This window comes from Methylobacterium terrae, assembly GCF_003173755.1.
GTDB lineage: Bacteria > Pseudomonadota > Alphaproteobacteria > Rhizobiales > Beijerinckiaceae > Methylobacterium > Methylobacterium terrae.
The window spans coordinates 4,788,572-4,814,114 of the sequence record NZ_CP029553.1; the positions used below are offsets into that span (position 1 = coordinate 4,788,572).

Consider the following 25,543-nt stretch of genomic DNA (forward strand, 5'->3'; position numbering starts at 1 on the left):
CGCCACCCGGGGGCCGCGGTCAAGCGCCGACAGCCGTCCCGCCTGCCCGGACCGCTCGCGCGGAGATCATTTGCCCTTCGGCGGCCCGGTCGGGACCAGGAGGGCGATGCGGTAGCTGCCGCCCTCGCGGCCGACCAGGAACACGCTGGTGGGGGGAGCGTCGCCCTCGACCGGCGGCTCGTCGAACACCACCCGCAGCCGCTCGGTCACCGGCATGTTGGCCTTGAGGGTGCCGCGCGAGGTGGCCTCGGCGAGGCCGTCCTCCGGCATCGGCTCGAGGGTGGCTGCCCTGATCGGCCGGCCGAAGCCGGAGCGGATCTGGTAGAGCGTCAGGCGCCTTCTCTGCGCCCGGGTGCCGGTCCAGTTCACCAGCCGCTCGAAGGCGGGCAGGTCGTGGTCGGTCAGGGCCTTCGTCACGTAGGCGACGAGGGCGTCCCCTTGCGCGGGGAGGGGAGCGACGGCACCGGCCGTCGCCTCCGGTGCGGGTTGCGCGCCGGCCGGCCCCGCGAGGAGGCCGGCCGCGAGCGCCAGGGCGGCGAGACGCAGCCCCGGCTTCGTGATCGGGCGGCCCCTCACTTGGCCGCCGCCTCCTCGCCCATGACCCGGAACACCCAGATCACGCCGCCCTGCGGCAGGACGCTGACCCGGCGCTCCTCGGGGATGAGCGCGTTGATGCCGGTCAGCATGCGCTCGGCATCGACGCCCCAGCCGGCCTGGACCGCGACGTACTGGATCCCGTCGATCATGTAGCTCGACGGCACGCCGGTGACGCCGGAATTGAGCCTCGTCTCCCACAGCACCTTGCCGGTGGTGCCGTCGAGCGCCCGGAACTTCCGGTCGCTGGTGCCGCCGGCGAAGATCAGCCCGCTGCCGGTGGTCAGCAGCGGCCCCCAGTTGGCCGAATCCTGGAAGTCGTGCTGCCAGGCTTTCTTGCCGGTCTTCGGGTCCCAGGCCTGGATCGCCCCGATGGCGAAGGGCTTCGACTTGTCGACGCCGTCGCGCAGGCGCAGCGAGTTCAGCACCTCGTCGATCGGGATGCCGATATAGAGTTCGCCGGGCTTGCGCGTGCCGGCCTGGGCGCCGGCCAGCTCCGAGCACAGGTTGTCGTTGGAGGGGATGTAGAACAGCCCGGTCTTCGGGTTGTAGGCCTCCGGCGGCCAGTCCTTGCCGCCCCACAGGCCGGGGCAGAACGCGGCGCGCCGGTTGATGCCCGGGATCTTGGCCTGGTTGTAGGTCGGCCGGCCGGTCTTCGGGTCGAGGGAGGCGAAGACGTCCTGGTGCACGAACGGCTTAGCCTCGACGAAGCTCAGGGGCCCGTCCTTGCTGCGCTCGAGCGTCCAGAGATAGCCGTTGCGGCCGGCATGGATCGCGGCGGGGATCTTCTTGCCGTCGCGCTCGATGTCGATCAGCACCGGCGCCGAGACCTCGTCCCAGTCCCAGGCGTCGTTCCAGTGGTACTGGTGGTGGCCCTTGATCTTGCCGCTGTCGAGGTCGAGGGCGACGACCGACGAGGTGTAGAGGTTGTCGCCCGGCCGCGCGTCCGGGGTCCACGGGCCGCCGTTGCCGGTGCCGAAATAGGCGAGGTTGGCGGCCGGGTCGTAGCTGCCCTGGATCCAGACCGAGCCGCCGCCGGTCTTCCAGGCGTCGCCCTTCCAGGTATCGGCCGCCGGGTCGCCGGGGCCGGCGACCGTGTAGGTCTTCCAGGCCTCGTTGCCGGTCTCGGCGTCGAGCGCCGTGATGAAGCCGCGCACGCCGTACTCGCCGCCGGAGACGCCGACCACGACCTTGCCCTTCGCCACCAGCGGCGACAGCGTCATGTAGTAGCCGTCCTGCCAGGGGGCGACGCACTTCTCCCACTTCACCTTGCCGGTGGTGGCGCCGAGCGCGACCACGCAGGAATCGGTGGTGGTCATGAAGACGCTGTCGCCGTAGAGGCCGACGCCGCGGTTGGTCGGGTGGAGCTGCGACAATTCCGGCGGCAGCTCCTTCTGGTAGCGCCACAGGATCTCGCCGGTGCGGGCGTTGATCGCCATCACCTGCGCCTGCGGGGTGGTGACGAACATCACCCCGTTGTTGACGATCGGCGGGGCCTGGTGGCCCTCGCTCACGCCGGTCGACAGGCTCCAGGCCGGGACGAGCTTGGTGACGTTCTTCGCGGTGATCTGGTCGAGGGGGGAGTAGCCCCAGCTCTGGTAGTTGCCGCGGTATTGCAGCCAGTTCTCGGGCTCGGGATTGGCGAGGCGCTGGTCGGTGACCGGCTTGTAGTCGACCTTGCCGTCGGCGGCCTTTCCGTCGGCTTGGCCGGCCTGCACCGGCGCGGCGGCGAGGGCCAGGGCCACGGCACAGGGCGCGACCGCGGCGAGCCAGCCCCTGGCTCGAACGAGACGTGACATGCTGCTCTCCTCACAGGCGGGGGCAGGCGCGGGCCGGCCCGGGCGTTTCCTCTGACCCTGGTCGTTTGTCCGGACCCGCGTCGTTGCTGCGCGGGTCTCGGTCGTCCAAAGGCGGCGCGGCAGCGCCGCCGTTCCTGTCGCAGAGGCGGCGCGGCAGCGCCGCCGTTCCTGTCGCAGAGGCGGCGCTGCTGCGCCGCCGTTCCTGTCGCAGAGGCGGCGCTGCTGCGCCGCCGTTCCCGTCTAGAAGGCGGCGCTGCTGCGCCGCCGTCTCGCGCGGCCCCGCTCAGGCGGGGCCCGGCCCCGGCTTGCCGACGAAGCCGCCGGCGACCATCAGCGTGCCGCCCTCGCCCTTGGCGAGCGGCAGCACCGGCAGGCGCTTGCGCGCCGGCCCCTTGGCCACCCGGCCGCCCTCGGCGGGCAGGAACTCGGAATGGTGGCAGAAGCAGCTCAGGCGCCGTGTCTCGTGGCTCCAGCCCGAGATGGTGCAGCCCTGGTGGGTGCAGATGGCCGAGAGCGCGAGCACGCCCTCGACCGCGTGGGCGCGCTGGTCCTCGGCGACCTGGTCGGGCGCGACCCGCACCAGGATGATCTTGGCAAAGCGCGAGCCCTCGCGCCTGACCCCTTGCGGATCGACCGCCACCGCCTCGACGAGGTCGCCGCCGACCGGCAGCCCGTCCAGGGTGACGGGCTGACCCGCCTTCGCCCCGTCGCCGAGCACCAGCCGGTCGCCCTTCTGCGGCAGCAGATCCTCCGGCCCCGCAAAGGCGGCGCCCCCGGCCGCACAGCAGGCAACGGCCCCCAACACCACGCTGCGCCGGTCGGGCCCGTGCCCGGACCCCTGCGCGCGCCGTTCTCCGCGATCCATCGTTCCTCCCGGTGGAAGCGTTCTTTGTTCTTATGATTTTCTATATGAGTAGCCGAGACGCCGGTCGCGTCAACCCGCTTCGTGCAGCAGAGGGGCCGGTTCACGCCTTCGTGGCGATTGGTTTGCTTGGTGCAGTGCGAAAATCGACTGTGCGGTGCCGCGGAAGGCGGCACGGAACCTCAACGCGAGAGGGCGGCCCGCAGCGTCTCGGCGAGGACGTCCGGGGGGATCGCGTGAGGCAGCCGCGCGAGCAGGTTTCCCGCCGGGCCGACGAGGAACAGGTCGGCCGGGTGGTCGACGACCCCGTCGTGGCGCCGGATCGGGGTCGCGTAGGCCGCGGCGAGGCCGTCGATGACCGCGACCGGGCCGGTCACCGCCACGATGGCGGGGTGGAAGGTGTCGAGGTAGCGGGTGAGCACCTCCGGGCCGTCGCGCTCCGGATCGGCCGCGACCAGCACCGGCACCAGCCGGGCGAGCAGGGCCGGCGGCAGGTCGTCGAGGGCCTGGGTCACCGTCATCAGCGCGGTCGGGCACAGGTCCGGGCAGCGGGTGTAGCCGAAATAGACCAGCCGCAGCCGCCCGGCGAAGCGCGCCTCGTCGAGGACCGCTCCGGTCTGGTCGACGAGGCCGTGCCCGGCGGGCCAGGTGAGGGGACCGGACGCGGCCGGGCCGCACGGGGAGGCGGCCAGCGCCAGGGCGAGGGTGAGGTGCCGCAACCGGGACGAGACTGCACCCATGGCTTCAACCTCACGCCGCCGCAGGATCTAAGCCCGCCGGCGGAGGCCCGCCAATAGTACCGCCCCTGTTATTCCCGCTTCTCGCAGGGTTTTGACGGGCGAACCGGGTCGCCTGCCGCCGGATGCCGGACCGTCGATGGTCCGGGCACGGGTTCCTTAACCGTCCCGGGTCGCGGCATCGGCGTTCCGATGCATTCGAGCATCCGGCGCAGCCGGTCGTTAAGACCGTCCGGTGTCCTGTGGGCCGGTCAGCGAACGGGCCGCCTCTCTTGCGCGAGAGCCGCCGGGAGGAGGGGACGCCATGGGGATCGTCAAGCAGCTCATCACCACGTCGGGGCCGCTCCTGGCCTACATGAGCGCCGTGCCGCTCCTGCGCATGGTGCCGTTCTGGCAGCGCCCCGCGCCGCCGCTCCTCGACGGGCCGGTGCAGCGCACGGTCGACTTCCCGGCGGTGCAGCCCCCCGCCGAGCCCTACGCCTGGCCGCGCGCGCAGGTCCTCTCGGGCAATCCGGTCCAGACCGCGACCTACATCTACACCAGCCCCGACAGCCTGTTCGCCGCCGGCATCTGGACCTGCGAGGTCGGCAAGTTCCGCATCGATTTCGGGCGGGCGGAGTTCATCCAGATCCTCGAGGGCGTGGTGATCGTCACCGACGCCGAGGGCGCGTCCCGGACCTACCGCGCCGGCGACGCCTTCGTGACGCCGAAGGGCTTTTCCGGCACCTGGGACGTGATCGAGCCGATCAAGAAGCACTTCACCTGGTACGGCTCGGGGGAGTGACGGTCGAGCGGGTAGAGTCGCGCCGGCTTCTCCCGTGCGGCGTCTCTCGCGCGAGCCCCGTGATCGCCGGCGTCTCGGCGCCGGCGATCACGGGGCCGCACCGGTGACCGGTGCGGCTCGATCATCCGGCGCGCCCGTCGCGACGCCTTGCGCCCGCTACCGCAGCGCCAGCGTCGGCTCCGCCGGCTCGCCGTCGCGCGGCAGGGTCGTCTGCCAGACCGCGCCGCCGCTGCCCTTCTGGAAGCCGTCGTCGTAGAGCTTGCGCATGTAGGCGGTGTCGAAGCCCTGCGCGGCCGGGACCTCGGGGATGCGCCGGTCGATGTAGGTCAGGTTGAAGCCCATGCCGTTGCGGCGGGCGAAGGCCTGGGTGCTCGCGATCGTCGCCCGGGCGCGGGAGCGCCCGACCGTCGAGAGCGAGCGCACCGCGATCGGCAGGGTGCCGTTCGGCACCAGGTCGAAGCTCGGCTCGATGCGCCCGTTGATGATGACGTAGATGTTGGGCTTGCCGCGGCTCGCGGCAATGCGCCCGTCCTGGGTCAGGAAGGCCTCGGGCAGGGTGAAGACCGGGGTCACCACCGAGCCGTCGACGTGCATCTCCTGGAAGGCGTGGTTGCCGGCCTGGGCGTCGATCAGCATCGGCGGGAACACCGCCGGCACGCTCGCCGAGGCGGTGAGCACGTCGCGGAACAGCGCGACGGCGTTGGGCTGGCCGCTCGCCGCGATGGCGCCCATGTCCCAGATCACCGCGCGCTGCGAATCGAGGTTGGTGGTCACGACGAGGAGGCGGCGTCCCTTGCGGTGCTCCTCGGCGACCGCCGCCAGCAGGTCCGGCGTGACGTAGCGCCCGACGAGGTCGCGCAGCCGCGCGTCGCCGAACAGGCCGTCGCCGATCAGCACGTTGAGGGGATTGGGCGAGCGCACCAGGGTCGCGGCCTCGCCGCTGGTGTAGATCTCGCGCAGGTACCCGTCATAGGCGGGCCCCAGGAAGGCGAAGGGCGCGATCAGCGCGCCGGTCGAGACGCCCGAGACCATGGTGAAGGTCGGCCGCCGGCCGGTCTGGCTCCAGCCGTTGAGCACGCCGGCGCCGTAGGCCCCGTCGCCGCCGCCGCCCGACAGCGCGAGATAGCTGAACGGCTCGCGCGAGCCCTTCACCTGGTCGGCCACCGCCGCGAAGCTGCGGGCCGAGCCGTCGGCCCAGAAGCGCACCGCGGGGTCCTGGCCCGGCACGGTGGCGGTGGCGGCTTCCGCCGCCGTGTAGGGCGTGCGCGGCAGGGACGCGCACGCCGCGGCCTGCGCCCCGATGAGCGCCACCGCGAGACCGCGGATCCAGTTCGATCGATGGGACACGATCATCGCACCAAGAATTTCGCCACGCCGCCTCGCCGGGGAGTATCCGACGAAGACGACGAAACGGCAACGCTTATGGCAAAGCTTGAGACGCCGAACGGTTCCGCTCGAGGCTCACTCCGCCGCTTTCGGCCCGGCGCTGCGGCGGCCGAAATCCGGCTCGGCGGTCTCCTGGCCCATGGCGACGATGCCGCGGCGGATCGCCCGGGTGCGGGTGAACAGGGCGTGCAGGGCCTCGCCGTCGTCCCAGCGGATGGCGCGGGCGAGCGCCGCCAGGTCCTCGTTGAAGCGGCCCAGCATCTCCAGCACCGCCTCCTTGTTGGTGAGGAAGATGTCGCGCCACATCGTCGGGTCCGAGGCGGCGATGCGGGTGAAGTCGCGAAAGCCGCCGGCCGAGAACTTGATCACCTCGGACTGGGTCACGGCCTCGAGGTCGGCGGCGGTGCCGACGATGTTGTAGGCGATGAGGTGCGGCACGTGGCTGGTGATCGCCAGCACGAGGTCGTGGTGGGCCGGCGTCATGGTCTCGACGACCGAGCCGAGGCCCTCCCAGAATCCCCGCACCCGCGCCACCGCGGCCGGGTCGGTGCCCTCCGGCGGGGTCAGGATGCACCAGCGGCCGTGGAACAGCGTGGCGAAGCCCGCATCCGGCCCCGAATGCTCGGTGCCGGCGACCGGGTGAGCGGGCACGAAGCTCACGCCCGCGGGCAGGTGCGGCGTCGCCGCCGCCACCACCGCGGCCTTGACCGAGCCGACGTCGGACAGGATCGCGCCGGGCGCCAGCGCGCCCGCGATCTCGGCCGCCACCGTCCCGATGGCGCCGACCGGCACGCACAGGATCACGAGGTCGGCGCCCGCGACGCCCGCTGCCAGGTCGGTGGTGGCCTCGTCGGCGATCCCGAGAGCCCGTACGCGCCCGATCACGCCCTCGTCGCGGTCGACCGCCACGATGGTGTCGGCGAGCCCGGCGGCCTTCGCGCCCCGGGCGAGGGAGGAGCCGATCAGCCCGAGGCCGACCAGCGCCAGGCGCCGGAACGGCTCAGCCACGCGCGGCGCTCGTCACGAACTCGGTCAGCGCGGCCACCACGGCCTCGTTGGCCTCGGCGGTGCCGATGGTCATGCGCAGCGCGTTCGGCAGACCGTAGGCGCCGACCCGGCGCAGGATCATGCCGCGGGCGGTGAGGTACGCGTCGGCGTCGGCGGCGGTGTGCCCGGCCGCTTCGGGGAAATGGATCAGCACGAAGTTGCCGACGCTCGGAGTCACGGTGAGGCCCAGCCCCTCGAGCGCCTTCGTGACCTTCGGCAGCCATTCGTCGTTGTGGGCCACCGCCTTGACGATGTGGGCGTCGTCCGCCATCGCGGCGGCGCCGGCGGTGATCGCCGCAGCCCCCAGGTTGAACGGGCCGCGGATGCGGTTGACGGCGTCGGCGATCGCCGCGGGCGCCACCATCCAGCCGATGCGGAGCGCGGCGAGCCCGTACACCTTCGAGAAGGTGCGGGTCATCACGACGTTCTCGGACTCGGCCACCAGCTCGAGGCCCGCGGCGTAGTCGTTGCGCCGGACGTACTCGGCATAGGCCGCGTCGAGGACCAGCAGCGTCGTCTTCGGCAGGCCGGCATGGAGGCGGCGCACCTCGTCGAAGGGCAGGTAGGTGCCGGTCGGGTTGTTGGGGTTGGCGAGGTAGACGATGCGGGTCCTGTCCGTCACCGCCGCGAGCAGCGCGTCGACGTCGGTGGTGTGGTCGCGCTCCGGCGCCACCACCGGCGTGCCGCCCGCCGCCAGGATGGCGATGCGGTAGACCAGGAAGCCGTACTGCGAGTACAGGCCCTCGTCGCCCGGGCCCATATAGGCGTAGGTCAGGAGCGAGAGCAGCTCGTCCGAGCCGGCGCCGCAGACGATGCGCTCGGGGTCGAGGCCGTATTTCTGGGCGATGGCCTGCCGCAGCTTGGTCGCCGAGCCGTCCGGATAGAGCTCGAGATGCGAGGCCGTCTCCTGCATCGCCGCGATCGCGGCGGGGCTCGGGCCCATCGGCGTCTCGTTCGAGGACAGCTTGTGCAGCTTCACGCCGGCCGGCGCCGCGCTCTTGCCCGGGACGTAGGCCTCGATCTCGAGGACACCGGGACGCGGGACGGGACGAGGGGCGGCAGCGGCGGACATGGGCGAACCTTGAGGTCGGCGTCGGAAACGACGTCACGCCTCTAGAGCAAGTCGCGGGCTTTGGGAAACGGCGCCGATCGCGCGGGAGACCTGCATCCCGCACCGGTTCGATTCGCCGCTTGACCGTGGCGGGCGCCCGGTAGCGCCGGCGGGCGCGGGGCGGTACATCGGGGCCTGAAGGACCGCCCGTCCCGGCGCGGTCGCGACCCGACGGATTCATGCGCCGCCAGCCCCGGAACGTCGCCTCATGCGCCGCCTGATCGTCGAGGAGCCCGTCACCCGCGCGGCGCCCTGGGCCCTGCGCCTCGCCTGGTTCTCCCTCGCGGTGGTCGGCCTCGCGCTGCTGCTGGTGCGCGACCCGCGGGCCGAGACCGACGCGGCGCTCACCGTCCTCGGCTCCGGGGTCGGCCTCGCGGTGCTGGCGGTGCTGCTCGCGCTGGCGGCCTTCGTGCGGATCTGGCGCGAGGGCGCGCGCGGCCTCGGCGTCGCGGTCGGCGGCCTCGTCCTCGCCGCCCTGGTGCTGGCCTACCCGGCCATCATGACCGTGCGCGGCGTGATGCTGCCGCCGCTCACCGACGTCTCGACCGACATCGAGACCCCGCCGGCCTTCTCGCGCTCCCGCGCCGCCTGGGAGGCGCGGGGCTGGCGGATGCCGCGCGATACCGCTCCGGCCGCCCGGGCCCTGCAGCGCGAGGCCTACCCGCAGATCGCGCCGCTCACCCTCGATCTCGGGCCCGACGAGGCCTTCGCCCTGGCGATGAAGGCGGCGCAGAACCGCAAGTGGCAGGTGGTGGAATCCTACAAGCCCGGCGGCCGGGCCGGGAACGGCCGCATCGAGGCGGTGGTGCGCTCGCGCCTCCTCGGCCTGCCCTACGACGTCACGGTGCGGCTGCACCCCCGGGCCGACGGCACCCGCATCGACGTGCGCTCCGCCACCCGCTTCGGCGACCGCGACTTCGGCCAGAACGCCGACCACATCCGGGCCTACCTGGACGAGATCGGCAACCTGGCGCTGGCGGTGAAGTAGACGACATCCCTTCCGAGACCGATCACGTGTCTGATCGCCTCGGAACTCTCTCGCACCCTCGGCGAGGCTTCAGGCCACCCGATACTCCGCATCGAGCGCCGGCGGCCCGTCCGTGACCACCCGGCCGCGCTCCACCAGGTCCTCCAGGTGGGCGAAGACCGAGAGCGCCGCGGCCGGCCGCAGCATCGGGTCGAGGCCGGAATAGAGTGCCGCGACGAGGCCCGGGATGGTGCGCTCGCCGGCGGCCAGCCGCTCCACGATGCCGGTCTCGCGGGCGCGGCGATGGCTGAGGAGGCCGCGCACGAAGCGCTGCGGGTCGCGCACCGGGCCGCCGTGGCCGGGCCAGTACACGGCCTCGGGCCGGCCGCGCAGGCGCTCGAGGGACGCCATGTAGGGACCCATCGCGCCGTCCGGCGGGGCCACGATGCTGGTCGACCAGGCCATGACGTGGTCGCCCGAGAACAGGGAATTCTCCTGCGCGAACGCGAAGGCGAGGTGGTTCATGGTGTGGCCCGGCGTGGCGAGCGCCGTCAGGGTCCAGCCCGGGCCCGCGACGCTCTCGCCGTCGGCCAGCTCCCGGTCCGGCCGGTGGTCGGCGTCGCCCGCGGCGTCGAGCCGTCCCTGCTCGGGCCCGCGGACCGCGCGGGCGGGCCGGTGCGGGCCGCAGCCGACGATCGGCGCCCCGGTCGCGGCGCTGAGCGGGCGGGCGCCGGGGGAGTGGTCGCGGTGGGTGTGGGTGACGAGGATCGCCTCGACCGTCTCGCCGTCGAGCGCGGCGAGGAGGGCCGCCCGGTGCTCCGGATGGTCCGGCCCGGGATCGATCACCGCGACGCGGCCGTGGCCGACGACGTAGGTGCAGGTGCCGCTCTGGGTGAAGGGCCCCGCATTGGGGCAGACCAGCCGCCGGACCAGCGGCGACACCGCCTCGATCCGGCCGCTCGCCGGGGCCTCGCGCTGGAAGGCGGGCGCCGCCTCGGTGGCTTCAGACTCGCTCAACCGACCGGCTCCTGACGGGCTTCACGACCCGTCCGGGTTACCCGCCGTGCCCCGCCCTGTCGAGACCTCGCGCCTCTCGCGCCTCTCCCGCGTCAGCCGGCCATCCAGGCCCAGGCCAGCAGGCCCGCGAAGAACAGGCCGGAGCTCACGAAGACGGCGACGACTTCGCGGTAGGGCAGCAGACGATTCTCGAGCGCGGGCGACATGGCGGGCGTTCAGCATGGTGAGGGGGGGACCGGGCGAAGGCCGGGAACGCGATCAGTTTCGTCATGCCGGCCCGCGAATCGCAAGCGCCGCGAGCGCGCGGGACCGTGGAACACGGGCCCTGTCTCCGGCCCGCAACAGGCTCGTCAGTCCGGGGCGGATCAGCGGAACGGGGAGGGCGCGACGACCCGGACCGGCAGGAAGCCGGCATCGCTGACGACCTCGGCGAAGCCCCCGGCGGAGATCCCGGCGGAGATCCCGGTCCTGGCGGCGTAGCGCAGGCGTCCGGCCTCGCGGCTCTGGGCGACCAGCGAGCGGCGGAACTCGGCCCGGGCCCGCTCCAGGCGGGTCACGTCGAGGGTGCGGTCGAGATCGCGCCGGGCGCCGGAGGACAGCATCGCGGCGCGGCGGAAATCGACGAAGCGGGCCGCGCCGGTCCCGTCGCGGCCGGCGAAGACCCTGGCGCCGAGGGCCCGGTCGCCGGGCCCGCCCGCCACCGCGTCGCCGGGGCGCAGCGTCGCGTCGCGCAGGAGGAGCCGGGCGTAGCCGCCCTCGCCGGGGCGGCACCCGCAATGCGACACCTGCCGCGTCCGATAGACGAAGGCGGCCGCGAGGTTGCGGTAGGGGCGGCCGTCCAGGCTCACCGCCCGGTCGAGCTCCTGGCCCGCCCTCACCGTGTAGAGGGCGGTCTCGGCGCCCGGGCAGGCCGCCGCGCAGGCCTGCGCGTGTGCCGGCAGGGCGTCGTGCCCCTCGAGATTGGCGAGGGGGAACATGTAGCCGTCGCAGGTGCGCACGCAGACCGTGCGGTCGTGGCTCGCCGCGAAGGAGACGGGTTCCCGGACCTGTCGGGTCGCAGGATGGGACGGGGCGGGCCTGGGGGGGATGGAGCGCGCGCGGGGCGCCGGGTCGCGCCAGCGCGGCGCCTCGACCGCGGCCTGCGCCGGACGGCTGGTCCAGCGCACCCGCCGCTCGCGCAAAGCCGCCTCGGGCCGCGGCGCCCGCCCCGGCAGGCCGAGGCTGCGCGGCACGTCGCCGAGCAGGAAGTCGAGCACGCCGGCATCGTCCGCGGCCTGGACCAGCGTGGTGCCGGCCCCCACGCTCCCGAGGCCGAGCAGCACGCCGAGGGCGAGCGTGCGCGCGAGGCGGCGCGTGCGGGCAGGCGTGCCGGTGCGGCCGGACGGGAACGCGGACGAGGGGAAGTTCACGGGATGCCTCACCGAAGGTTAAGGCGAGTTAACGGTTCCCCCCTGGGTCGCGCAACTGCGGAGAAGCGCTGAGATAACAGATTCATGACTCGGCGCCGGGCCGGCAGGATCCCCCGGCTTCCCGGAGCGCGGGCGCGAAGCCGTTCGGCCGTCTGGCGCGTTGGATGAGGGAGCGGCGGCAGCAGACGGACCGCCCGCGAGCAAGGAGATTCGCGATGGATTCCGACCGGATCATCGGCGCCGGCAAGGAGCTCGGCGGCAAGGCGCAGCAGCGGCTCGGCGAGTGGACGGGCGATGCCGGCACGCAGGCCCAGGGCCTCGCCGACCAGGCGGCGGGGGCGGCGCGCAACGTCTACGGGCAGGCCAAGGATGCGGCGAGGGACGCGGTGCGCGGCCTCGCCGATTCCGCGCCCGACTACGCCGACCAGGCCCGCGAGACCGGGCGGCACTACTACGAGCGCGGCAACCGCGCGGTCGCCCGCCAGGTCGGCGACCGGCACCTCGCCGCCCTGCTGGTCGCGGGCGGGATCGGCTACCTGTTCGGCTGGCTGCTCCACGGCCGCCACCATTGAGGCGGGGACCGAGGCCGTAACGGCGGACGCCCGCGGATCGCTCCGCGGGCGTCGTCGAAAAAACCGGGAAACCGTGCGGAGGATCCTCAGACGCCCTCGCCCATCGCCGACTGCATCATGCGGTCGCCGGTCAGGTCGTCGTCGCCGTAGCCGAGGAGCTCGGCCAGGCGGTTGCGGGCGCGGTTGACGCGGCTCTTGATCGTGCCGATCGCGACGCCGCAGATGCCCGCCACCTCCTCGTAGGACAGGCCCTCGGCGCCCACCAGGATCAGCGCCTCGCGCTGGTCCGGCGGCAGCTTGGCGAGGCCGGCGCGCAGGTCCTGCACGTCGAGGCGGTGGCCCTGGTCGGGGGCGGTGAACAGGCGCGCGGCGTAGGAGCCGTCCTCGTCCTGCACCTCGCGCATCCGCTTGCGCTGCTCGGAGTAGAAGGCGTTGCGCAGGATGGTGAACAGCCAGGCGTTCAGGTTGGTGCCGGGCTGGAAGCGGTGCTGGTTCTGCCAGGCGCGCAGGATCGTGTCCTGGACGAGGTCGTCGGCCCGGGCGGCGTTGTTGGTGAGCGAGAGCGCGAAGGCGCGCAGCGAGGATAGGGCGGCCAGCATGCCCTCGCGGAATTCCGGCTCGACGGCCCGCCCCTGCGCGGCGAGCGCGGCTTCGAGCTTCTCGATCAGCGCGAGGAAGATCTCCGGCGTCGCGGCGGTCTCGAGGGGGGCGTAGGCCGCGCGCAGCTGGCGGCCGAGATGGACCTGGACGGTCGGGGGCAGGCCGGGCTTGGCCTCGGAGCCGAGAAGGGGGTTGTCGGTGGACGCCATGCGACTCTCACGTTCTGAAGCGGGGAGGGCGGGCGGCGGCCCTGGCGGCGCCGCCTGCGTGGTACTCCGCCGGAGCTTCCTTGGGCGGGAAACTGGGGCGCGCGGCGCGCGTGTCGACACGCGCGCATCGCCGCGGGTGGTCAGCAGCGCCGCGCCCGGTCCCGCACGGCACCCTCGACCGATCCCTTCACGCGCTGCATCGCGATCCCTCCGTCACTCCACCGGCCGCGCGAACGCGGCCGCGCCCGCGGCGCGGGTCGCCGGGGGCAACGGCTTCGTACTGCCGAGGTTCCCGGCAAGGGGCCCGGCAAGGGGCCCGGCAAGCGGCCCGGCAAGCGGCCCGGCGGGAGTCCGGAGCTGACGCCCGGAGCCTACCAGGACCGGGCGCCGGGCTGGCTCCGGTACTCGGCCGCGCGGATGCGGGTCATGATCCGGTCGAGCTCGCCGAGCAGGGCCGCCTCCGCGGCCTGCGCGGCGGAAGCGGCCGCCGGGTCGGCGAGGTAGAGGCGCTCCTGCTCGGCGCGGGCGAGCCGCTGCTCCAGCTCCGCGCGCTCGGCGTGAAGGGCGATCAGCTCCCGGCGGCCGGGATCGTCCGCGCGCTCGGCCGCGTCCGGGTCCTCGTCGGTCGTCATGTCTGGGTTGTGCACGGCCGCGCGTCCTGTGACCAAGATCCTGGGGATGCTCCCCCTCCGTCTCGGTCCCCCAACGCGCGAACGGCCCGGAACGTCGCATCCGGCCGGCGCTTGTCATCCCAATGTCATGGGACCGTCATAGGGCCGGCGTCGCACCGGGCGTATCCCTCGCCCGCGACGGCAAGGTCCCGGCAACGGTCGGGACATGATCCGACGCAGTCCGGGGAGACCGGTCACGTCCTCACCGGCAGTCGACGCGCGAGGCGCGGGCACGCGCAGGCAGGCCCGCATCGTGCCGGACCGATCCGAACACGGAGAGATACCAGTGAAGCCCTTCTCCTACGCGCTCGCCATCGGGCTCGCGACCGCCCAGATCGCCACCTCGGCGATGGCCCTCGACATCACCGGCGCCGGCGCCACCTTCCCGTTCCCGGTCTACTCCAAGTGGGCCGAGGCCTACCGCAAGGAGACCGGCAACGGCCTCAACTACCAGTCGATCGGCTCGGGCGGCGGCATCAAGCAGATCCAGGCCAAGACCGTCGATTTCGGAGCCACCGACGCGCCGCTGAAGGGCGACACCCTCACCAAGGACGGCCTGGTCCAGTTCCCGACCGTGATGGGCGGCGTCGTCCCGGTCGTGAACATCGCCGGCGTCAAGCCCGGCGAGATCAAGCTGACCGGCGAGGTGCTGGCCGAGATCTACCAGGGCAAGATCCGCAAGTGGTCCGACCCGAAGATCGCCAAACTCAACGAGGGCGTGAAGCTGCCCGACGCCCCGATCACCCCGGTCTACCGGTCGGACGCCTCGGGCACCACCAACATCTTCACCACCTACCTGTCGGACGTGTCGCCGGCCTGGAAGTCCGAGTTCGGCGCCTCGACCACGGTCAGCTGGCCGGCCGGCCAGGGCGGCAAGGGCAACGAGGGCGTCACGGCGGTCGTCAAGCAGGTGCCGAACGCCATCGGCTACGTCGAGTACGCCTACGCCAAGCAGAACAACCTGCCGGTCGCGCTGATCCAGAACAAGGACGGCCAGTACCCGATGCCGGGCGACGAGGCGTTCCAGGCCGCCGCCGCCAACGCCGACTGGAAGGCCGCCCCGGGCTTCGGCATCTCGCTGACCAACCAGGCCGGGCCTAAGGCCTGGCCGATCACCGCCGCGACCTTCATCCTGGTCCACAAGAACCCGGCCGACGCGGCCCGCACCGCCGAGGTGCTGAAGTTCTTCCGCTGGGCCTACAAGAGCGGCGACAAGATGGCCTCCGACCTCGACTACGTGCCGCTGCCCGACAAGGTCGTGACCCAGGTCGAGGACGAGTGGAAGTCGGTCGTCAAGGACGGCAAGCCCGTCCTGAGCAACTAACATCGCAACTCGAACCCGGGAGGGCGGGGTCGTCCCGCCCTCCCGCTTCCGCCGGCCCGATTCCGGGCCCGCGCGGCGCCTGAGCGATGCCGAGAGCCCGCCGCCGGCCGGACGCCCGACTCGCGTCGATCCGCCGAGCGCGCTAGAGCCCGCTCACTCCAAGGGAAACCCGGATGGTCGCGTTGTCTGAGAACGTTGCTTTGGCGGCGAGGCCCGTCGTCGCCCGCCGCAGCCCCAGCCCCGTGGGCGACCGCATCTTCCGCGCCGCCTCGCTCGCCTCGGCGCTGCTGGTGCTCGCGGTGCTCGCCGGCATCCTGGCCTCGATCGCCTATGGCGGCTGGCCGGCCTTCCAGGAATTCGGCCCCGGCTTCCTCGTCTCGAGCGCCTGGAACGTCGGCCGCGAGCAGTACGGCGCGCTCGTCGCCATCATCGGCACCCTGGTCTCGGCGCTGCTCGCCCTCGTCATCGGCGTGCCGATCTCGCTCGGCATCGCGATCTACCTGACCCAGCTCTGCCCCGGCTGGGCCCGCCGGCCGGTCGCGATGACGATCGAGCTGCTCGCCGCCGTGCCGAGCATCATCTACGGCATGTGGGGCCTGTTCGTGTTCGCGCCGCTCTTCGCGCGCTTCGTGCAGATCCCGGTCTCGAACCTCGTCGAGGGCATGCCGATCGTCGGCACCCTGTTCTACGCCCAGGTGCCGTCGGGCGTCGGCGTGCTCACCGCCGGCATCATCCTGGCGATCATGATCGTGCCCTTCGTCGCCTCGATCACCCGCGACATGCTCGACCAGATCCCGACGGTGCTGCGCGAGAGCGCCTACGGCATCGGCTGCACCACCTGGGAGGTCGTGCGCCACGTCCTGATCCCGCAGGCCTCGGTCTCGATCATCGGGGCGATCATGCTGGGGCTCGGCCGCGCGCTCGGCGAGACGATGGCGGTCACCTTCGTGATCGGCAACGCCAACCGCCTCTCGGCCTCGATCTTCGATCCCGGCTCGACCATCGCCTCGCGCATCGCCAACGAGTTCAACGAGGCCGACGGCCTGCAGCTCAGCTCTCTGATGGCGCTCGGCTGCATCCTGTTCATCGTCACCTTCATCGTGCTCATCATCGCCCGGCTGCTGGTGCGCCGCGCGAAGGTGGCCTGACCCCCTGAAACCCGCAGGACGCTTCCCGATGAACGCCTCCCCGGCCGCGGTCCAGGGTTCCACCCCGGCCGCTCCCCCCCACCCGGCCCCCGCGCAGTGGGGCCGGGTCCGCGCCGGCCGGCGCTCGGCCGACAAGTTCCTGATCGTCGCCTGCACGCTCGCCACGGTGCTCGGCGCCGTCGTGCTCGGCTCGATCCTGCTCATGCTCATCATCGAGGGCGTGCGCGGCTTCTCGCCGAACCTGTTCACCCAGGTCACGCCCGGTCCCGGCTCCGAGGGCGGCGGCATCGCCAACGCGATCCTCGGCAGCCTGGTGATGACGGCGCTCGGCATCGCGGTGGCGACGCCGATCGGTGTGCTCGCCGGCACCTACCTCGCCGAGTACGGCCGCACCTCGCACCTCGCCAACCTGATCCGCTTCCTCAACGACATCCTGCTCTCGGCGCCCTCGATCCTGATCGGCCTGTTCGTCTACACCCTGATGGTGCGGCCGATGGGCGGCTATTCGGGCTGGGCCGGCGGCGTCGCGCTCGCCATCATCGCCACCCCGGTGATCGTGCGCACCACCGAGGACATGCTGCGCCTGGTGCCCGGCACCCTGCGCGAGGCCGGCGCGGCCCTCGGCGCGCCGCTCTCGATCGTGATCCGCAGCGTCACCTGGCGGGCGGCGCAGTCGGGCATCGTCACCGGCGTGCTCCTGGCGCTCGCCCGCATCGCCGGCGAGACCGCGCCGCTGCTCTTCACCGCGCTCAACAACAATTCCTGGTTCAGCCCCAACCTGATGGGCGGCGTCGCGAACCTGCCGGTGATGATCTACCAGTTCGCGCTCTCGCCCTACGAGAACTGGCGCCAGCTGGCCTGGGCCGGCGCGCTCCTCATCACCGTCACCATCCTGGGCCTGTCGATCGTGGCCCGCCTCGTCCTGAGCGGCCCGAAGGGGCGCTGATCCGCACGTCGGCAGCACCCGATCGCTCCGCGACCGGGTGCTGCTCTCCACTTCTGATTGTGACGTATTTTCTTCGAAAATACTTCTGCCCGGAGACACACCGATGAGCGCCACCGCCACCGCCGCGCCGGTCGTGGGCCAGAGCCAGGCCGACGAATCCGCCGCGATCCGCCTCGCCGTGAAGGACCTCAACTTCTACTACGGCGACTTCAAGGGCCTGAAGAACATCAACCTCAACTTCCTCGACCGCCAGGTCACGGCGCTGATCGGGCCGTCGGGCTGCGGCAAGTCGACGTTGCTGCGCACCTTCAACCGGATCTACAGCCTCTACCCCGAGCAGCGCGCGGAAGGGCAGATCCTGCTCGACGGCCGCAACATCCTGGATCCCTCGATCGACCTCAACGAGCTGCGCGCCCGGGTCGGCATGGTGTTCCAGAAGCCGACCCCGTTCCCGATGTCGATCTACGACAACATCGCGTTCGGCATCCGGCTCTACGAGCGCCTCGGCAAGGCCGACCTCGACGTCCGCGTCGAGGAGGCCCTGCGCAAGGGCGCGCTGTGGGACGAGGTGAAGGACAAGCTGAAGCAGTCCGGCATGGGCCTGTCCGGCGGCCAGCAGCAGCGCCTCTGCATCGCCCGCACGGTGGCGCAGCGCCCGGAGGTGATCCTGTTCGACGAGCCGACCTCGGCCCTCGACCCGATCTCGACCGGCCGCATCGAGGAGCTGATCGAGCAGCTGCGGACCGAGTTCACCATCGCCATCGTCACCCACAACATGCAGCAGGCGGCGCGCATCTCGCAGTTCACCGCCTTCATGTATCTCGGCGAGCTGGTCGAGTACGGTCCGACCAACCGCCTGTTCATGAACCCGACGAAGCGCCAGACCCAGGACTACATCACCGGCCGGTTCGGCTGAGGATCCGGGAGCCGTTCCGCCGGCCCGGCTCCGGGCCGGCGCGCCCTACACTCCACCTCACCGCGGGGAGTCGAAAATCCATGTCGAGCCACATCGTCACCTCCTACGACCAGGAGCTGCAGAACCTGCGGCGCAGCATCGCCGAGATGGGCGGCATCGCCGAGAAGATGGTGGCCGATTCCGGCCAGGCGCTCCTGCGCCGCGACGCCAGCCTCGCCCAGGCGGTGATCGCGGTCGACCAGCGCCTCGACGGGCTGCAGCGCGAGATCGAGGAGAAGGCGATCCTCCTGATCGCCCGCCGCCAGCCGATGGCGATCGACCTGCGCGAGACGATCTCGGCGATCCGCGTCTCGGGCGACCTCGAGCGCATCGGCGACCTCGCCAAGAACGTCGCCAAGCGCGTCGTCGCTATCAGCGACCAGGTCCAGCTGCAGAAGATCGTCGTCGGCGTGGAGCACATGAACGAGCTGGTCCAGGGCCAGCTCAAGGACGTGCTCGACGCCTACGCCACCCAGGACACCGTCGCGGCCCTCGACGTCTGGGCCCGGGACGGCGGCATCGACGCGCTCTACACCTCGCTGTTCCGCGAGCTGCTGACCTACATGATGGAGGATCCGCGCAACATCACGTTCTGCACGCACCTCCTGTTCTGCGCCAAGAACGTCGAGCGCATCGGCGACCACACCACCAACATCGCCGAGACGATCCACTACCTCGCCACCGGCGAGACGCTGACGACCGATCGTCCGAAGAACGACCGTTCGAGCTTCGCCACCCTCGACAACCAGGCCGACGCCTGAGGGCGACACGCCCGTCCGGGCCTTCGGGCCCGGCGGGCCCCCACCCATGATCCCCGCCTGAAGTGCCCGCGATGAGTACCCGCATCCTGATCGTCGAGGACGAGGAAGCCCTCACCCTCCTCCTGCGCTACAACCTCGAGGCCGAGGGCTTCGAGGTCGACGCCGTCGCCCGGGGCGACGAGGCGGATATCCGCCTGCGCGAGCAGGTGCCCGACCTCGTCCTCCTCGACTGGATGATGCCCGGCTTGTCGGGCATCGAATTGTGCCGGCGCATCCGCGCCCGACGCGAGACCGAGCGGCTGCCGGTCATCATGCTGACCGCGCGGGGCGAGGAGGGCGACCGGGTGCGGGGACTGGCCACCGGCGCCGACGACTACATCGTCAAGCCGTTCTCGGTACCGGAGCTGCTGGCCCGGGTTCGCGCCCTGCTGCGCCGCTCCAAGCCCGCCCACGTCGCCGACCTCCTGGTCGCCGGCGACATCGAGCTCGACCGGGTCAGCCACCGCGTCCGCCGCGACGGGCGCGAGCTGCATCTCGGCCCGACCGAGTTCAAGCTGCTCGAGTTCCTGATGCAGAGCCCCGGCCGGGTCTTCTCCCGCGAGCAGCTCCTCGACGGCGTCTGGGGCCACGACGTCTACATCGACGAGCGCACGGTCGACGTGCATATCGGCCGCCTGCGCAAGGCGATCAACCGCGGCCGGGACACCGACCCGATCCGCACCGTGCGCGGCTCGGGCTACTCCTTCGACGAGATGTTCGCGCCCGACGCGTGAGGCGGGCATCGGCCGTTCCGGACGGAAACTCGTCCGGCCCGGGACGACGGAACTCGGCCGACGGACCCGATCCCCTCCATCGCCATCGCGGGGCGAGCCTCGGCGCGGCCCCGGGGCGACGGCCGAGGTCGGCATCGGGGGCGGGACGAACGGCCCGTGATGCGCCCGGCACCGGCGGCGGCCGGACAGGAATCGTTAGGATTTGAGCGATATCGTCAACCCATCGGAAGCGGCGGGTGCGCCGCCTCCGGCCGTGCGGGGCTAGCGGAACCCGACGACCTTGCGGTCGCGCTTGCGCTCGGCGGCGGGCTGGTAGGCGATGCGGCTGTGGTGGGTGCAATAGGGCAGTCCGCTGATCGCGCGGTCGCCGCAGAAGCGGAAATCCGGCGTCGACGGGTCGCCCATCGGCCAGCGGCACATGAATTCCCGCAGCTCCATGATGGTGACGCGGGCGCTCTCCGGCAGCGCGACCGAGGCGGACGGCGTGGCGGCGTGAGGCTTGATGAGGGCGAGGGCCGGCGGGGCCGGCGCGAGCACGGACGGGGTCTCGGCGAGGGGCGCATCGGTCTCGGCCCGGGGCCGCCGGCCGCCGGCCGGCGCGGCGCCGTTCGCCTTCAGAACCCGGCCGGCGAGGCCGAGGCGGTGGATCTTGCCGATGACGGCGTTGCGGGAGACGCCGCCGATCTCGGCGGCGATCTGGCTGGCGCTCCGGCCATCGCTCCACAGGCGCTTGAGGAGCTCGACGCGCTCCTTCGTCCAGCCCGGACCCGCTTCCATCATCGCCGCCTCCACTCCCCCGACATCACCCATGGAATCGACGCGCAGACGCGAGCGGCCCGCCGTTCGACCGCGCGTTGGACTCGTCCGATCCTGCTGGTGATCGCCGCCACGCCTCGGGCGGTGGCGACGGGGGTGAACCTACAGGACGGCCTAACATCCGCGCAAGAGTCCGGCCCCGGCCGAGTTAGTTTTTCCCCGCGGCGGACCGGCCCGCCGGGGCCGCCCGGATGGACCCGAGAATCCACCGCACGGCCTGGGCGGGACGACGGTGCGGCCGGGAATAATCCTTTTTCATCAAGGCGCTGTTCGCTCCCTTGCGGGGCTTCGTCCCGCCGTGCCGTCCATCGCGCCCGGGTTGCGCCGGGGCTGCGGCACGCGACGAGCACGGGTTTCCGGCCCGGTCTTCGGCAAGCGTGGCAGCGGCGCCACGGCCCGGCCCCGGCCGGCTTCGCCCGGCACGTTGCCGGGCGCCGGGGCGGGGCCTATCTTGAGGCGACCAACAGGGCCGACGCCAGTACCGACGGCCGCCCCGGGAGACCTCATGCGAACAGCCCTCGCGTGCGTCCTGCTCGCGCTCGCGCCGCCCGCACTGGCGGCCGATGCCGTGCACCTCGCGCCCCATCGCGCCGTCTACGACCTGTCGCTGTCCGGCAGCTCCGGTACCCGCGCGGTCGAGGGCGCGCGCGGCCGGATCGTGTTCGACTTCACCGGCGACGCGTGCAAGGGCTTCGCCCTGCAGTACCGCCAGGTGACGGTGCTGGAGAGCTCGGAGAGCGGCACCCGCACCTCCGACCTGCGCAACACCACCTTCGAGAGCGGCGACGGCCGCAGCTTCCGCTTCCGCACCCAATCCGACCTCAACGGCAAGGCCGCCGCGCCGGTCGACGGCAATGCCGAGCGCGGCGACAAGGGCGTGGACATCACCCTCAAGCAGCCCAAGCGCGGCGAGATGGCGGTGCCCGGCGAGGTGCTGTTTCCCGCCGCCCACATGAAGCGCCTGATCGAGGCCGCCCGGGCCGGGCAGTCCACCGTCGCCGTGAAGGTGTTCGACGGCTCGGACGACGGCCGCAAGGTCTACGACACCCTGGCGGTGATCGGCGCGCAGCGCACGGTCGCGACGAAGCCCGACGCGACGAAGCCCGACGCGGCCAGATCGGATTCGGCAAAACCCGCCACCGTGCCGGCCGACGCCGTCCTGCGCCAGGGCGCGATGGCGACGATGCCGCATTGGCCGGTGACCCTGAGCTACTTCTCGCCGGGGGAGGGGGAGCGCACCCCGGTCTACGTCCTCGCCTTCGACCTCTACGAGAACGGCGTCAGCGGGGCGTTGCGCCTCGATTACGGCGAGTTCTCCCTCAAGGGCGACTTGTCGCGCATCGACCTCACGCCGGAGAGCAAGGACTGCAAGTAGGGAGCCGATCGAGCCGGTGCCGTCAGCGCGGTTCGCGCTTCGGCGCCGCCTTGCCGGCACTCTCCGGGCCCGACGGGGCGCGCGCCTCGCCCTGGGGGGCGAAGCCGAGCCCGCGCTGCACCGCCGTCGCGCCGAAGCGCTCGCGCAAGGCGTCGATCGCCGCCGCCCGGCTGGCGTCGCGCACGGCCGAGACGTCGGCGAGGTCGCCGCGGTCGGCATGGGCGGCGCCGCACAGGTCGCCGGCGCCGACCCCGATCAGCCGGTAGGCGGTCCCGTCGCAGGCCTCGCGCAGCAGCGCTTCCGCGGGGCGGAACAGCCGCTCGGCGACCTGCGTCGGGGCGAGGCCCGAGCGGGTGCGGGTGCGCAGGCGGAAATCCCGGTCCTTCAGCTTCAGCGTGACGCTCGCCGCCGCCAGCTCCGCCCGCCTCAGGCGCCGGGCGACCTTCTCGCACAGCCGCCACAGCACCGGCCGCAGGTCCTCGAAGCGGCGCAGGTCCTCCGCGAAGGTGGTCTCGCCCGAGACGCTCTTCGTCTCGCGCGTGGGCTGGACCCGGCGCGGGTCCTCGCCGCGGGCGAGCGCCAGGAGGCGGCCGGCATCGCGCCCCAGGCCCGCGTGCAGCCGCTCGGGGGCGGTCCGGCCGATGTCGCCGATCCGCTGAATGCCGAGCGCTGCCAGGCGCTCGGCCGCCGCCTGGCCGATGCCGGGCAGGATCCGCACCGGCCGGGGCGCCAGGAAGGACGCGGCCTCGGCCCGGCCGATGATCGAGAAGCCGCGCGGCTTCTCGAGGTCGGAGGCGATCTTGGCCAGGAACTTGTTGGGCGCGAGCCCGACCGAGACCGTGATGCCGACCTCGGCCTCGACCCGGCGGGCGAAGCGCGCGAGCGTCACCGCCGGCGAGGCGCCGTGCAGCCGCGCGGTGCCGGAGAGGTCGAGGAAGGCCTCGTCGATCGAGACCGGTTCGACCAGCGGCGTCAGGTCCTGCATCATCGCCCGCACCTGGCGGCCGACCCGGGCGTACTTCTCCATGTCGGGCCGCAGCACCACCGCGTCCGGGCAGGCCTCGAGGGCGCGGAACATCGGCATCGCCGAGTGCACGCCGCGGATCCGCGCGATGTAGCAGGCGGTCGAGACCACGCCGCGCCGGCCCCCGCCGATGATGAGCGGCCGGTCGCGCAAGGAGGGGTCGTCGCGCTTCTCGACCGCGGCGTAGAAGGCGTCGCAATCGACGTGCGCGATGGCGAGCGCGTCCCGCTCCGGGTGGGCGAGCAGGCGCGGCGAGCCGCAGGCCCGGCAACGCCGCGCCCCGGCTTCGGCCCCCGCGCCGCAATCGCGGCAGAACGGGGCCCCGCTCACGCCCCGAACTCGTCCGGGTCCGGCGGGCCGAGGCGGCGCCAGGCCTGGGTGATCCGCTCGGGCGGCACCTCGAGGGCGCTCGCGCAGGCGAGCAGCAGCTCCTCGTCCGCCACCACGTGGTCGAGGAGGCCGGCGACGAGCTCCGGTCCGTTCGCCGCCTGCCGCAGCGCATCCGGCGACAGGCCGGCGCTTTCCATGAACCGCAGCAGGCGGCCCGGATCGCCGGTGACGTAGCCGAAGACGCGGGCGCCCAGGGCCTCCGCGGCGGATTCACTCAGCACTCCGCCACGGGGATCGGACCCCCTGGCAAATCCATCGAATTTGCGTTTCATCAACATGTGCCGCTTAACAGTGTTGCGGTTCCGGTTGCTGCCGGGGTGTGACGCGGCCCGCTGGAGCGCCGGAGACAGTGAGCCATGACGAAGACGGTGCTCATCGTCGAGGATAACGAGCTGAACATGAAGCTCTTCAACGACCTGTTGGAGGCTCACGGCTACGCGACCCTCAAGACGGCCAACGGGATCGAGGCGATCGAGCTGGCGCGCCGGCATCGGCCGGACCTGATCCTGATGGACATTCAGCTCCCCGAGGTGTCGGGCCTCGAGGTCACTAAATGGCTCAAGGAGGACGATGAGCTCAAGACCATCCCGGTGATCGCCATCACGGCCTTCGCCATGAAGGGTGACGAGGAGCGCATCCGCGAGGGGGGCTGCGAGGCCTACCTGTCGAAGCCGATCTCGGTCGCGAAGTTCCTCGCGACGGTCCGCACCTATGTCGGCGACGAGCGCCAGAGCTGAGCCACAGCTGAGAGAGGCCTGACCTTCCATGTCGGCACGCGTTCTCATCGTCGACGACCTCTTTCCGAACATCAAATTGCTCGAGACGAAATTGACCGTCGAGTATTTCGACGTCGTCTCGGCGATGAACGGGCCCGACGCCCTCGCGGTGTGCGAGAAGGGCCTGTGCGACATCGTGCTGCTCGACGTGATGATGCCGGGGATGGACGGGTTCGAGGTCTGCCGCCGGATCAAGTCGACGCCGACGACGGCGCACCTGCCGGTGGTGATGGTGACCGCCCTCGACCAGCCGAGCGACCGCCTGCGCGGGCTCGATGCCGGCGCCGACGACTTCCTAACGAAGCCCATCGACGACACCGCCCTGATGGCCCGGGTGCGCAGCTTGGTGCGCCTGAAGGCGGTGACCGACGAATTGCGCAGCCGCGCCATGGCCTCGCGCGTCGGCGATCCCCTCGCCGCGGCCACCGCCGAGACCGGGCACAACGCCAACGTGCTCATCGTCGAGGACCGCCGCTCCTCCGCCGAGCGGCTGGCCGCGGCGCTCGGGCAGTACCACTGCGTCGAGACGGTGGCCTCGCCGCAGGAGGCGCTCGACCGGGTCAAGGCCGGCGACTACGACGTGGTGCTGGTCAGCCTCGACCTGCAGGACCATGACGGCCTGCGCCTGTGCAGCCAGCTCCGCTCCCTCGACCGCACCCGCACCGTGCCGGTGGTGATGCTGGCCGATCCGCACGACCGCGCCCGGATCATGCGCGGCCTCGACCTCGGCGTGCACGACTACCTGGTCCGCCCGATCGACCGCAACGAACTGGTGGCGCGGGTGCGCACCCAGGTGAAGCGCAAGCGCTTCTCGCATTCCCTGCGCGAGTCGGTGCAGGCCTCGATGGACCTCGCCGTCACCGACGGGCTCACCGGCCTGCACAACCGGCGCTACCTCGACAGCTACCTCGCGGGCCTGTTCTCCGAGCCATCCTTGCGCGATCGGCCGGTGGCGCTGCTGATCCTCGACATCGACCGCTTCAAGACGATCAACGACCGCTTCGGGCACGATGCCGGCGACGAGGTGCTGAAGGAGTTCTCCGCCCGCATCCGGGCCCAGACCCGCGGCATCGACGTCGTCGCGCGCTTCGGCGGCGAGGAGATCGTCGTGGTGGTGCCCGATAACGGGCTCGATGCCGCCCGCCAGGTCGCCGAACGCATCCGGGAGCGGATCGAGGCGGCGGCGTTCCAGGTCCAGCGCGGCACCTGCGCCATCGACGTCACGGTCTCGATCGGCGTCGCGATCCGCCAGCCGGGGGACGACGATCCGGCCCAGATGCTCAAGCGCGCCGACCTCGCGCTCTACCAGGCCAAGCAGGCCGGCCGGAACCGCGTGGTCGCCGCGGCGGCGTGAGGGGAGGGGCGACCCCGTCCCGCCCGCCCGCTCCACGTCTCCGGCGCCCGCTCCACGGCTCCGGCGCCCGCTTGGCCATCCCGGGTTCCCGGCCGCGCCGATGCCCGGGATGAGGGTGCGCGAGGGGGCGATCGGC

26 protein-coding genes are annotated in these 25,543 nt (G+C 72.3%); 12 read left to right on the forward strand and 14 right to left on the reverse strand.

The genetic code is table 11. The features are described 5' to 3' along the window. Positions 1-66: 66 nt before the first annotated feature. The 4 genes from DK419_RS22170 to DK419_RS22185 form a co-directional block, all read right to left on the reverse strand. Positions 67-576, reverse strand: coding sequence for a hypothetical protein (locus tag DK419_RS22170; protein WP_109961014.1), 510 nt, complete (start codon positions 574-576; stop codon positions 67-69). Beyond that, positions 573-2,393: a PQQ-dependent dehydrogenase, methanol/ethanol family gene (locus tag DK419_RS22175; RefSeq protein ID WP_109961015.1), complete on the reverse strand. Its 1,821-nt coding sequence runs from the start codon at positions 2,391-2,393 to the stop codon at positions 573-575. Before DK419_RS22175 ends, DK419_RS22170 begins: the two co-directional genes overlap by 4 nt. A gap of 283 nt (positions 2,394-2,676) precedes the next feature. Further along, positions 2,677-3,258, reverse strand: coding sequence for a QcrA and Rieske domain-containing protein (locus DK419_RS22180; protein ID WP_109961016.1), 582 nt, complete (start codon positions 3,256-3,258; stop codon positions 2,677-2,679). A gap of 179 nt (positions 3,259-3,437) precedes the next feature. Beyond that, complete coding sequence (locus tag DK419_RS22185) at positions 3,438-3,995, reverse strand: SCO family protein (protein ID WP_109961017.1); 558 nt, start codon at positions 3,993-3,995, stop codon at positions 3,438-3,440. Positions 3,996-4,296: 301 nt separating this feature from the next. Between DK419_RS22185 and DK419_RS22190 the strand changes: the two genes are divergently transcribed. Further along, positions 4,297-4,776 carry a cupin domain-containing protein gene (locus DK419_RS22190; protein ID WP_109961018.1) on the forward strand — a complete coding sequence of 160 codons (480 nt, stop codon included), beginning with the start codon at positions 4,297-4,299 and terminating at the stop codon, positions 4,774-4,776. Positions 4,777-4,932: 156 nt separating this feature from the next. On the opposite strand, the gene DK419_RS22195 is transcribed toward DK419_RS22190, so the two are convergent. The 3 genes from DK419_RS22195 to hisC all read right to left on the reverse strand — a co-directional run bounded on the left by DK419_RS22195 (position 4,933) and on the right by hisC (position 8,281). Next, a complete protein-coding gene (locus DK419_RS22195; protein WP_208642234.1) occupies positions 4,933-6,129 on the reverse strand; it encodes a patatin-like phospholipase family protein in 1,197 nt (398 codons plus the stop codon). A gap of 108 nt (positions 6,130-6,237) precedes the next feature. Beyond that, a complete protein-coding gene (locus tag DK419_RS22200) occupies positions 6,238-7,170 on the reverse strand; it encodes a prephenate/arogenate dehydrogenase family protein (RefSeq protein WP_109961019.1) in 933 nt (310 codons plus the stop codon). Continuing rightward, on the reverse strand, positions 7,163-8,281 hold the full coding sequence (gene hisC / locus DK419_RS22205) for a histidinol-phosphate transaminase (RefSeq protein WP_109961020.1): 1,119 nt from the start codon (positions 8,279-8,281) through the stop codon (positions 7,163-7,165). The genes DK419_RS22200 and hisC overlap by 8 nt, the downstream gene beginning before the upstream one ends. A gap of 247 nt (positions 8,282-8,528) precedes the next feature. Between hisC and DK419_RS22210 the strand changes: the two genes are divergently transcribed. Continuing rightward, complete coding sequence (locus DK419_RS22210; RefSeq protein WP_109961021.1) at positions 8,529-9,308, forward strand: DUF1499 domain-containing protein; 780 nt, start codon at positions 8,529-8,531, stop codon at positions 9,306-9,308. Between the two features lie 69 nt (positions 9,309-9,377). Here the strand turns inward: DK419_RS22210 and DK419_RS22215 are convergent, their stop codons facing one another. Both DK419_RS22215 and DK419_RS22220 read right to left on the reverse strand, forming a co-directional pair. Beyond that, positions 9,378-10,304: an MBL fold metallo-hydrolase gene (locus tag DK419_RS22215; protein ID WP_109961022.1), complete on the reverse strand. Its 927-nt coding sequence runs from the start codon at positions 10,302-10,304 to the stop codon at positions 9,378-9,380. A gap of 365 nt (positions 10,305-10,669) precedes the next feature. Then, positions 10,670-11,713: a DUF2865 domain-containing protein gene (locus DK419_RS22220; protein ID WP_109961023.1), complete on the reverse strand. Its 1,044-nt coding sequence runs from the start codon at positions 11,711-11,713 to the stop codon at positions 10,670-10,672. A 215-nt stretch (positions 11,714-11,928) separates the two neighbouring features. Here DK419_RS22220 and DK419_RS22225 point away from each other — a divergent pair, with 215 nt between their 5' ends. After that, complete coding sequence (locus DK419_RS22225) at positions 11,929-12,285, forward strand: CsbD family protein (protein WP_109961024.1); 357 nt, start codon at positions 11,929-11,931, stop codon at positions 12,283-12,285. An 86-nt stretch (positions 12,286-12,371) separates the two neighbouring features. On the opposite strand, the gene DK419_RS22230 is transcribed toward DK419_RS22225, so the two are convergent. Together DK419_RS22230 and DK419_RS22235 are read right to left on the reverse strand one after the other, a co-directional pair. Beyond that, the gene (locus DK419_RS22230) at positions 12,372-13,094 is read right to left on the reverse strand and encodes a sigma-70 family RNA polymerase sigma factor (RefSeq protein WP_109961025.1); all 723 of its coding nucleotides are present in this window, start codon (positions 13,092-13,094) and stop codon (positions 12,372-12,374) included. 371 nt (positions 13,095-13,465) lie between these two features. Next, the gene (locus tag DK419_RS22235; protein WP_245442627.1) at positions 13,466-13,741 is read right to left on the reverse strand and encodes a hypothetical protein; all 276 of its coding nucleotides are present in this window, start codon (positions 13,739-13,741) and stop codon (positions 13,466-13,468) included. A 310-nt stretch (positions 13,742-14,051) separates the two neighbouring features. Here DK419_RS22235 and pstS point away from each other — a divergent pair, with 310 nt between their 5' ends. The 6 genes from pstS to phoB all read left to right on the forward strand — a co-directional run bounded on the left by pstS (position 14,052) and on the right by phoB (position 19,672). Next, a complete protein-coding gene (pstS, locus tag DK419_RS22240) occupies positions 14,052-15,089 on the forward strand; it encodes a phosphate ABC transporter substrate-binding protein PstS (protein WP_109961027.1) in 1,038 nt (345 codons plus the stop codon). Positions 15,090-15,262: 173 nt separating this feature from the next. Next, positions 15,263-16,237: a phosphate ABC transporter permease subunit PstC gene (gene pstC / locus DK419_RS22245; RefSeq protein ID WP_109961028.1), complete on the forward strand. Its 975-nt coding sequence runs from the start codon at positions 15,263-15,265 to the stop codon at positions 16,235-16,237. Between the two features lie 28 nt (positions 16,238-16,265). Continuing rightward, on the forward strand, positions 16,266-17,183 hold the full coding sequence (gene pstA / locus DK419_RS22250; RefSeq protein ID WP_109961029.1) for a phosphate ABC transporter permease PstA: 918 nt from the start codon (positions 16,266-16,268) through the stop codon (positions 17,181-17,183). Positions 17,184-17,286: 103 nt separating this feature from the next. Further along, positions 17,287-18,099 (forward strand): phosphate ABC transporter ATP-binding protein PstB, encoded by an 813-nt coding sequence (pstB, locus tag DK419_RS22255; RefSeq protein WP_109961030.1) that lies wholly within the window; start codon positions 17,287-17,289, stop codon positions 18,097-18,099. Between the two features lie 80 nt (positions 18,100-18,179). Next, positions 18,180-18,899 carry a phosphate signaling complex protein PhoU gene (phoU, locus tag DK419_RS22260; protein WP_109961031.1) on the forward strand — a complete coding sequence of 240 codons (720 nt, stop codon included), beginning with the start codon at positions 18,180-18,182 and terminating at the stop codon, positions 18,897-18,899. Positions 18,900-18,970: 71 nt separating this feature from the next. Further along, a complete protein-coding gene (gene phoB, locus DK419_RS22265) occupies positions 18,971-19,672 on the forward strand; it encodes a phosphate regulon transcriptional regulator PhoB (protein ID WP_109961032.1) in 702 nt (233 codons plus the stop codon). 261 nt (positions 19,673-19,933) lie between these two features. On the opposite strand, the gene DK419_RS22270 is transcribed toward phoB, so the two are convergent. Next, positions 19,934-20,452, reverse strand: coding sequence for a GcrA family cell cycle regulator (locus DK419_RS22270; protein WP_109962441.1), 519 nt, complete (start codon positions 20,450-20,452; stop codon positions 19,934-19,936). 541 nt (positions 20,453-20,993) lie between these two features. On the opposite strand from DK419_RS22270, the gene DK419_RS22275 reads away from it, so the two are divergent. Beyond that, positions 20,994-21,863 carry a cell envelope integrity EipB family protein gene (locus DK419_RS22275; protein ID WP_109961033.1) on the forward strand — a complete coding sequence of 290 codons (870 nt, stop codon included), beginning with the start codon at positions 20,994-20,996 and terminating at the stop codon, positions 21,861-21,863. Between the two features lie 22 nt (positions 21,864-21,885). Here DK419_RS22275 and DK419_RS22280 read toward each other — a convergent pair whose 3' ends face one another. Together DK419_RS22280 and DK419_RS22285 are read right to left on the reverse strand one after the other, a co-directional pair. Beyond that, entirely contained in the window at positions 21,886-23,217 is a 1,332-nt protein-coding gene (locus tag DK419_RS22280) for a DNA polymerase IV (RefSeq protein ID WP_109961034.1), read from the reverse strand. Next, on the reverse strand, positions 23,214-23,498 hold the full coding sequence (locus DK419_RS22285; protein WP_245442629.1) for a DUF3572 domain-containing protein: 285 nt from the start codon (positions 23,496-23,498) through the stop codon (positions 23,214-23,216). Before DK419_RS22285 ends, DK419_RS22280 begins: the two co-directional genes overlap by 4 nt. Before the next feature lie 135 nt (positions 23,499-23,633). Between DK419_RS22285 and DK419_RS22290 the strand changes: the two genes are divergently transcribed. Both DK419_RS22290 and DK419_RS22295 read left to right on the forward strand, forming a co-directional pair. Further along, complete coding sequence (locus DK419_RS22290; RefSeq protein WP_109961036.1) at positions 23,634-24,014, forward strand: response regulator; 381 nt, start codon at positions 23,634-23,636, stop codon at positions 24,012-24,014. Between the two features lie 28 nt (positions 24,015-24,042). After that, positions 24,043-25,407, forward strand: a complete 1,365-nt coding sequence (locus DK419_RS22295; RefSeq protein ID WP_109961037.1) for a PleD family two-component system response regulator — start codon at positions 24,043-24,045, stop codon at positions 25,405-25,407. The last annotated feature ends 136 nt before the right edge of the window (positions 25,408-25,543 follow it).

What these genes read in the sequence shown, in the direction of transcription:
- DK419_RS22175 (WP_109961015.1), bottom strand. Translation starts at nt 2,393, where the DNA reads ATGTCACGTCTCGTTCGAGCCAGGGGCTGGCTCGCCGCGGTCGCGCCC.
- DK419_RS22180 (WP_109961016.1), bottom strand. Translation starts at nt 3,258, where the DNA reads ATGGATCGCGGAGAACGGCGCGCGCAGGGGTCCGGGCACGGGCCCGAC.
- DK419_RS22185 (WP_109961017.1), bottom strand. Translation starts at nt 3,995, where the DNA reads ATGGGTGCAGTCTCGTCCCGGTTGCGGCACCTCACCCTCGCCCTGGCG.
- DK419_RS22190 (WP_109961018.1), top strand. Translation starts at nt 4,297, where the DNA reads ATGGGGATCGTCAAGCAGCTCATCACCACGTCGGGGCCGCTCCTGGCC.
- DK419_RS22195 (WP_208642234.1), bottom strand. Translation starts at nt 6,129, where the DNA reads ATGATCGTGTCCCATCGATCGAACTGGATCCGCGGTCTCGCGGTGGCG.
- hisC (WP_109961020.1), bottom strand. Translation starts at nt 8,281, where the DNA reads ATGTCCGCCGCTGCCGCCCCTCGTCCCGTCCCGCGTCCCGGTGTCCTC.
- DK419_RS22210 (WP_109961021.1), top strand. Translation starts at nt 8,529, where the DNA reads ATGCGCCGCCTGATCGTCGAGGAGCCCGTCACCCGCGCGGCGCCCTGG.
- DK419_RS22225 (WP_109961024.1), top strand. Translation starts at nt 11,929, where the DNA reads ATGGATTCCGACCGGATCATCGGCGCCGGCAAGGAGCTCGGCGGCAAG.
- DK419_RS22230 (WP_109961025.1), bottom strand. Translation starts at nt 13,094, where the DNA reads ATGGCGTCCACCGACAACCCCCTTCTCGGCTCCGAGGCCAAGCCCGGC.
- pstC (WP_109961028.1), top strand. Translation starts at nt 15,263, where the DNA reads ATGGTCGCGTTGTCTGAGAACGTTGCTTTGGCGGCGAGGCCCGTCGTC.
- pstA (WP_109961029.1), top strand. Translation starts at nt 16,266, where the DNA reads ATGAACGCCTCCCCGGCCGCGGTCCAGGGTTCCACCCCGGCCGCTCCC.
- pstB (WP_109961030.1), top strand. Translation starts at nt 17,287, where the DNA reads ATGAGCGCCACCGCCACCGCCGCGCCGGTCGTGGGCCAGAGCCAGGCC.
- phoU (WP_109961031.1), top strand. Translation starts at nt 18,180, where the DNA reads ATGTCGAGCCACATCGTCACCTCCTACGACCAGGAGCTGCAGAACCTG.
- phoB (WP_109961032.1), top strand. Translation starts at nt 18,971, where the DNA reads ATGAGTACCCGCATCCTGATCGTCGAGGACGAGGAAGCCCTCACCCTC.
- DK419_RS22270 (WP_109962441.1), bottom strand. Translation starts at nt 20,452, where the DNA reads ATGATGGAAGCGGGTCCGGGCTGGACGAAGGAGCGCGTCGAGCTCCTC.
- DK419_RS22275 (WP_109961033.1), top strand. Translation starts at nt 20,994, where the DNA reads ATGCGAACAGCCCTCGCGTGCGTCCTGCTCGCGCTCGCGCCGCCCGCA.
- DK419_RS22290 (WP_109961036.1), top strand. Translation starts at nt 23,634, where the DNA reads ATGACGAAGACGGTGCTCATCGTCGAGGATAACGAGCTGAACATGAAG.
- DK419_RS22295 (WP_109961037.1), top strand. Translation starts at nt 24,043, where the DNA reads ATGTCGGCACGCGTTCTCATCGTCGACGACCTCTTTCCGAACATCAAA.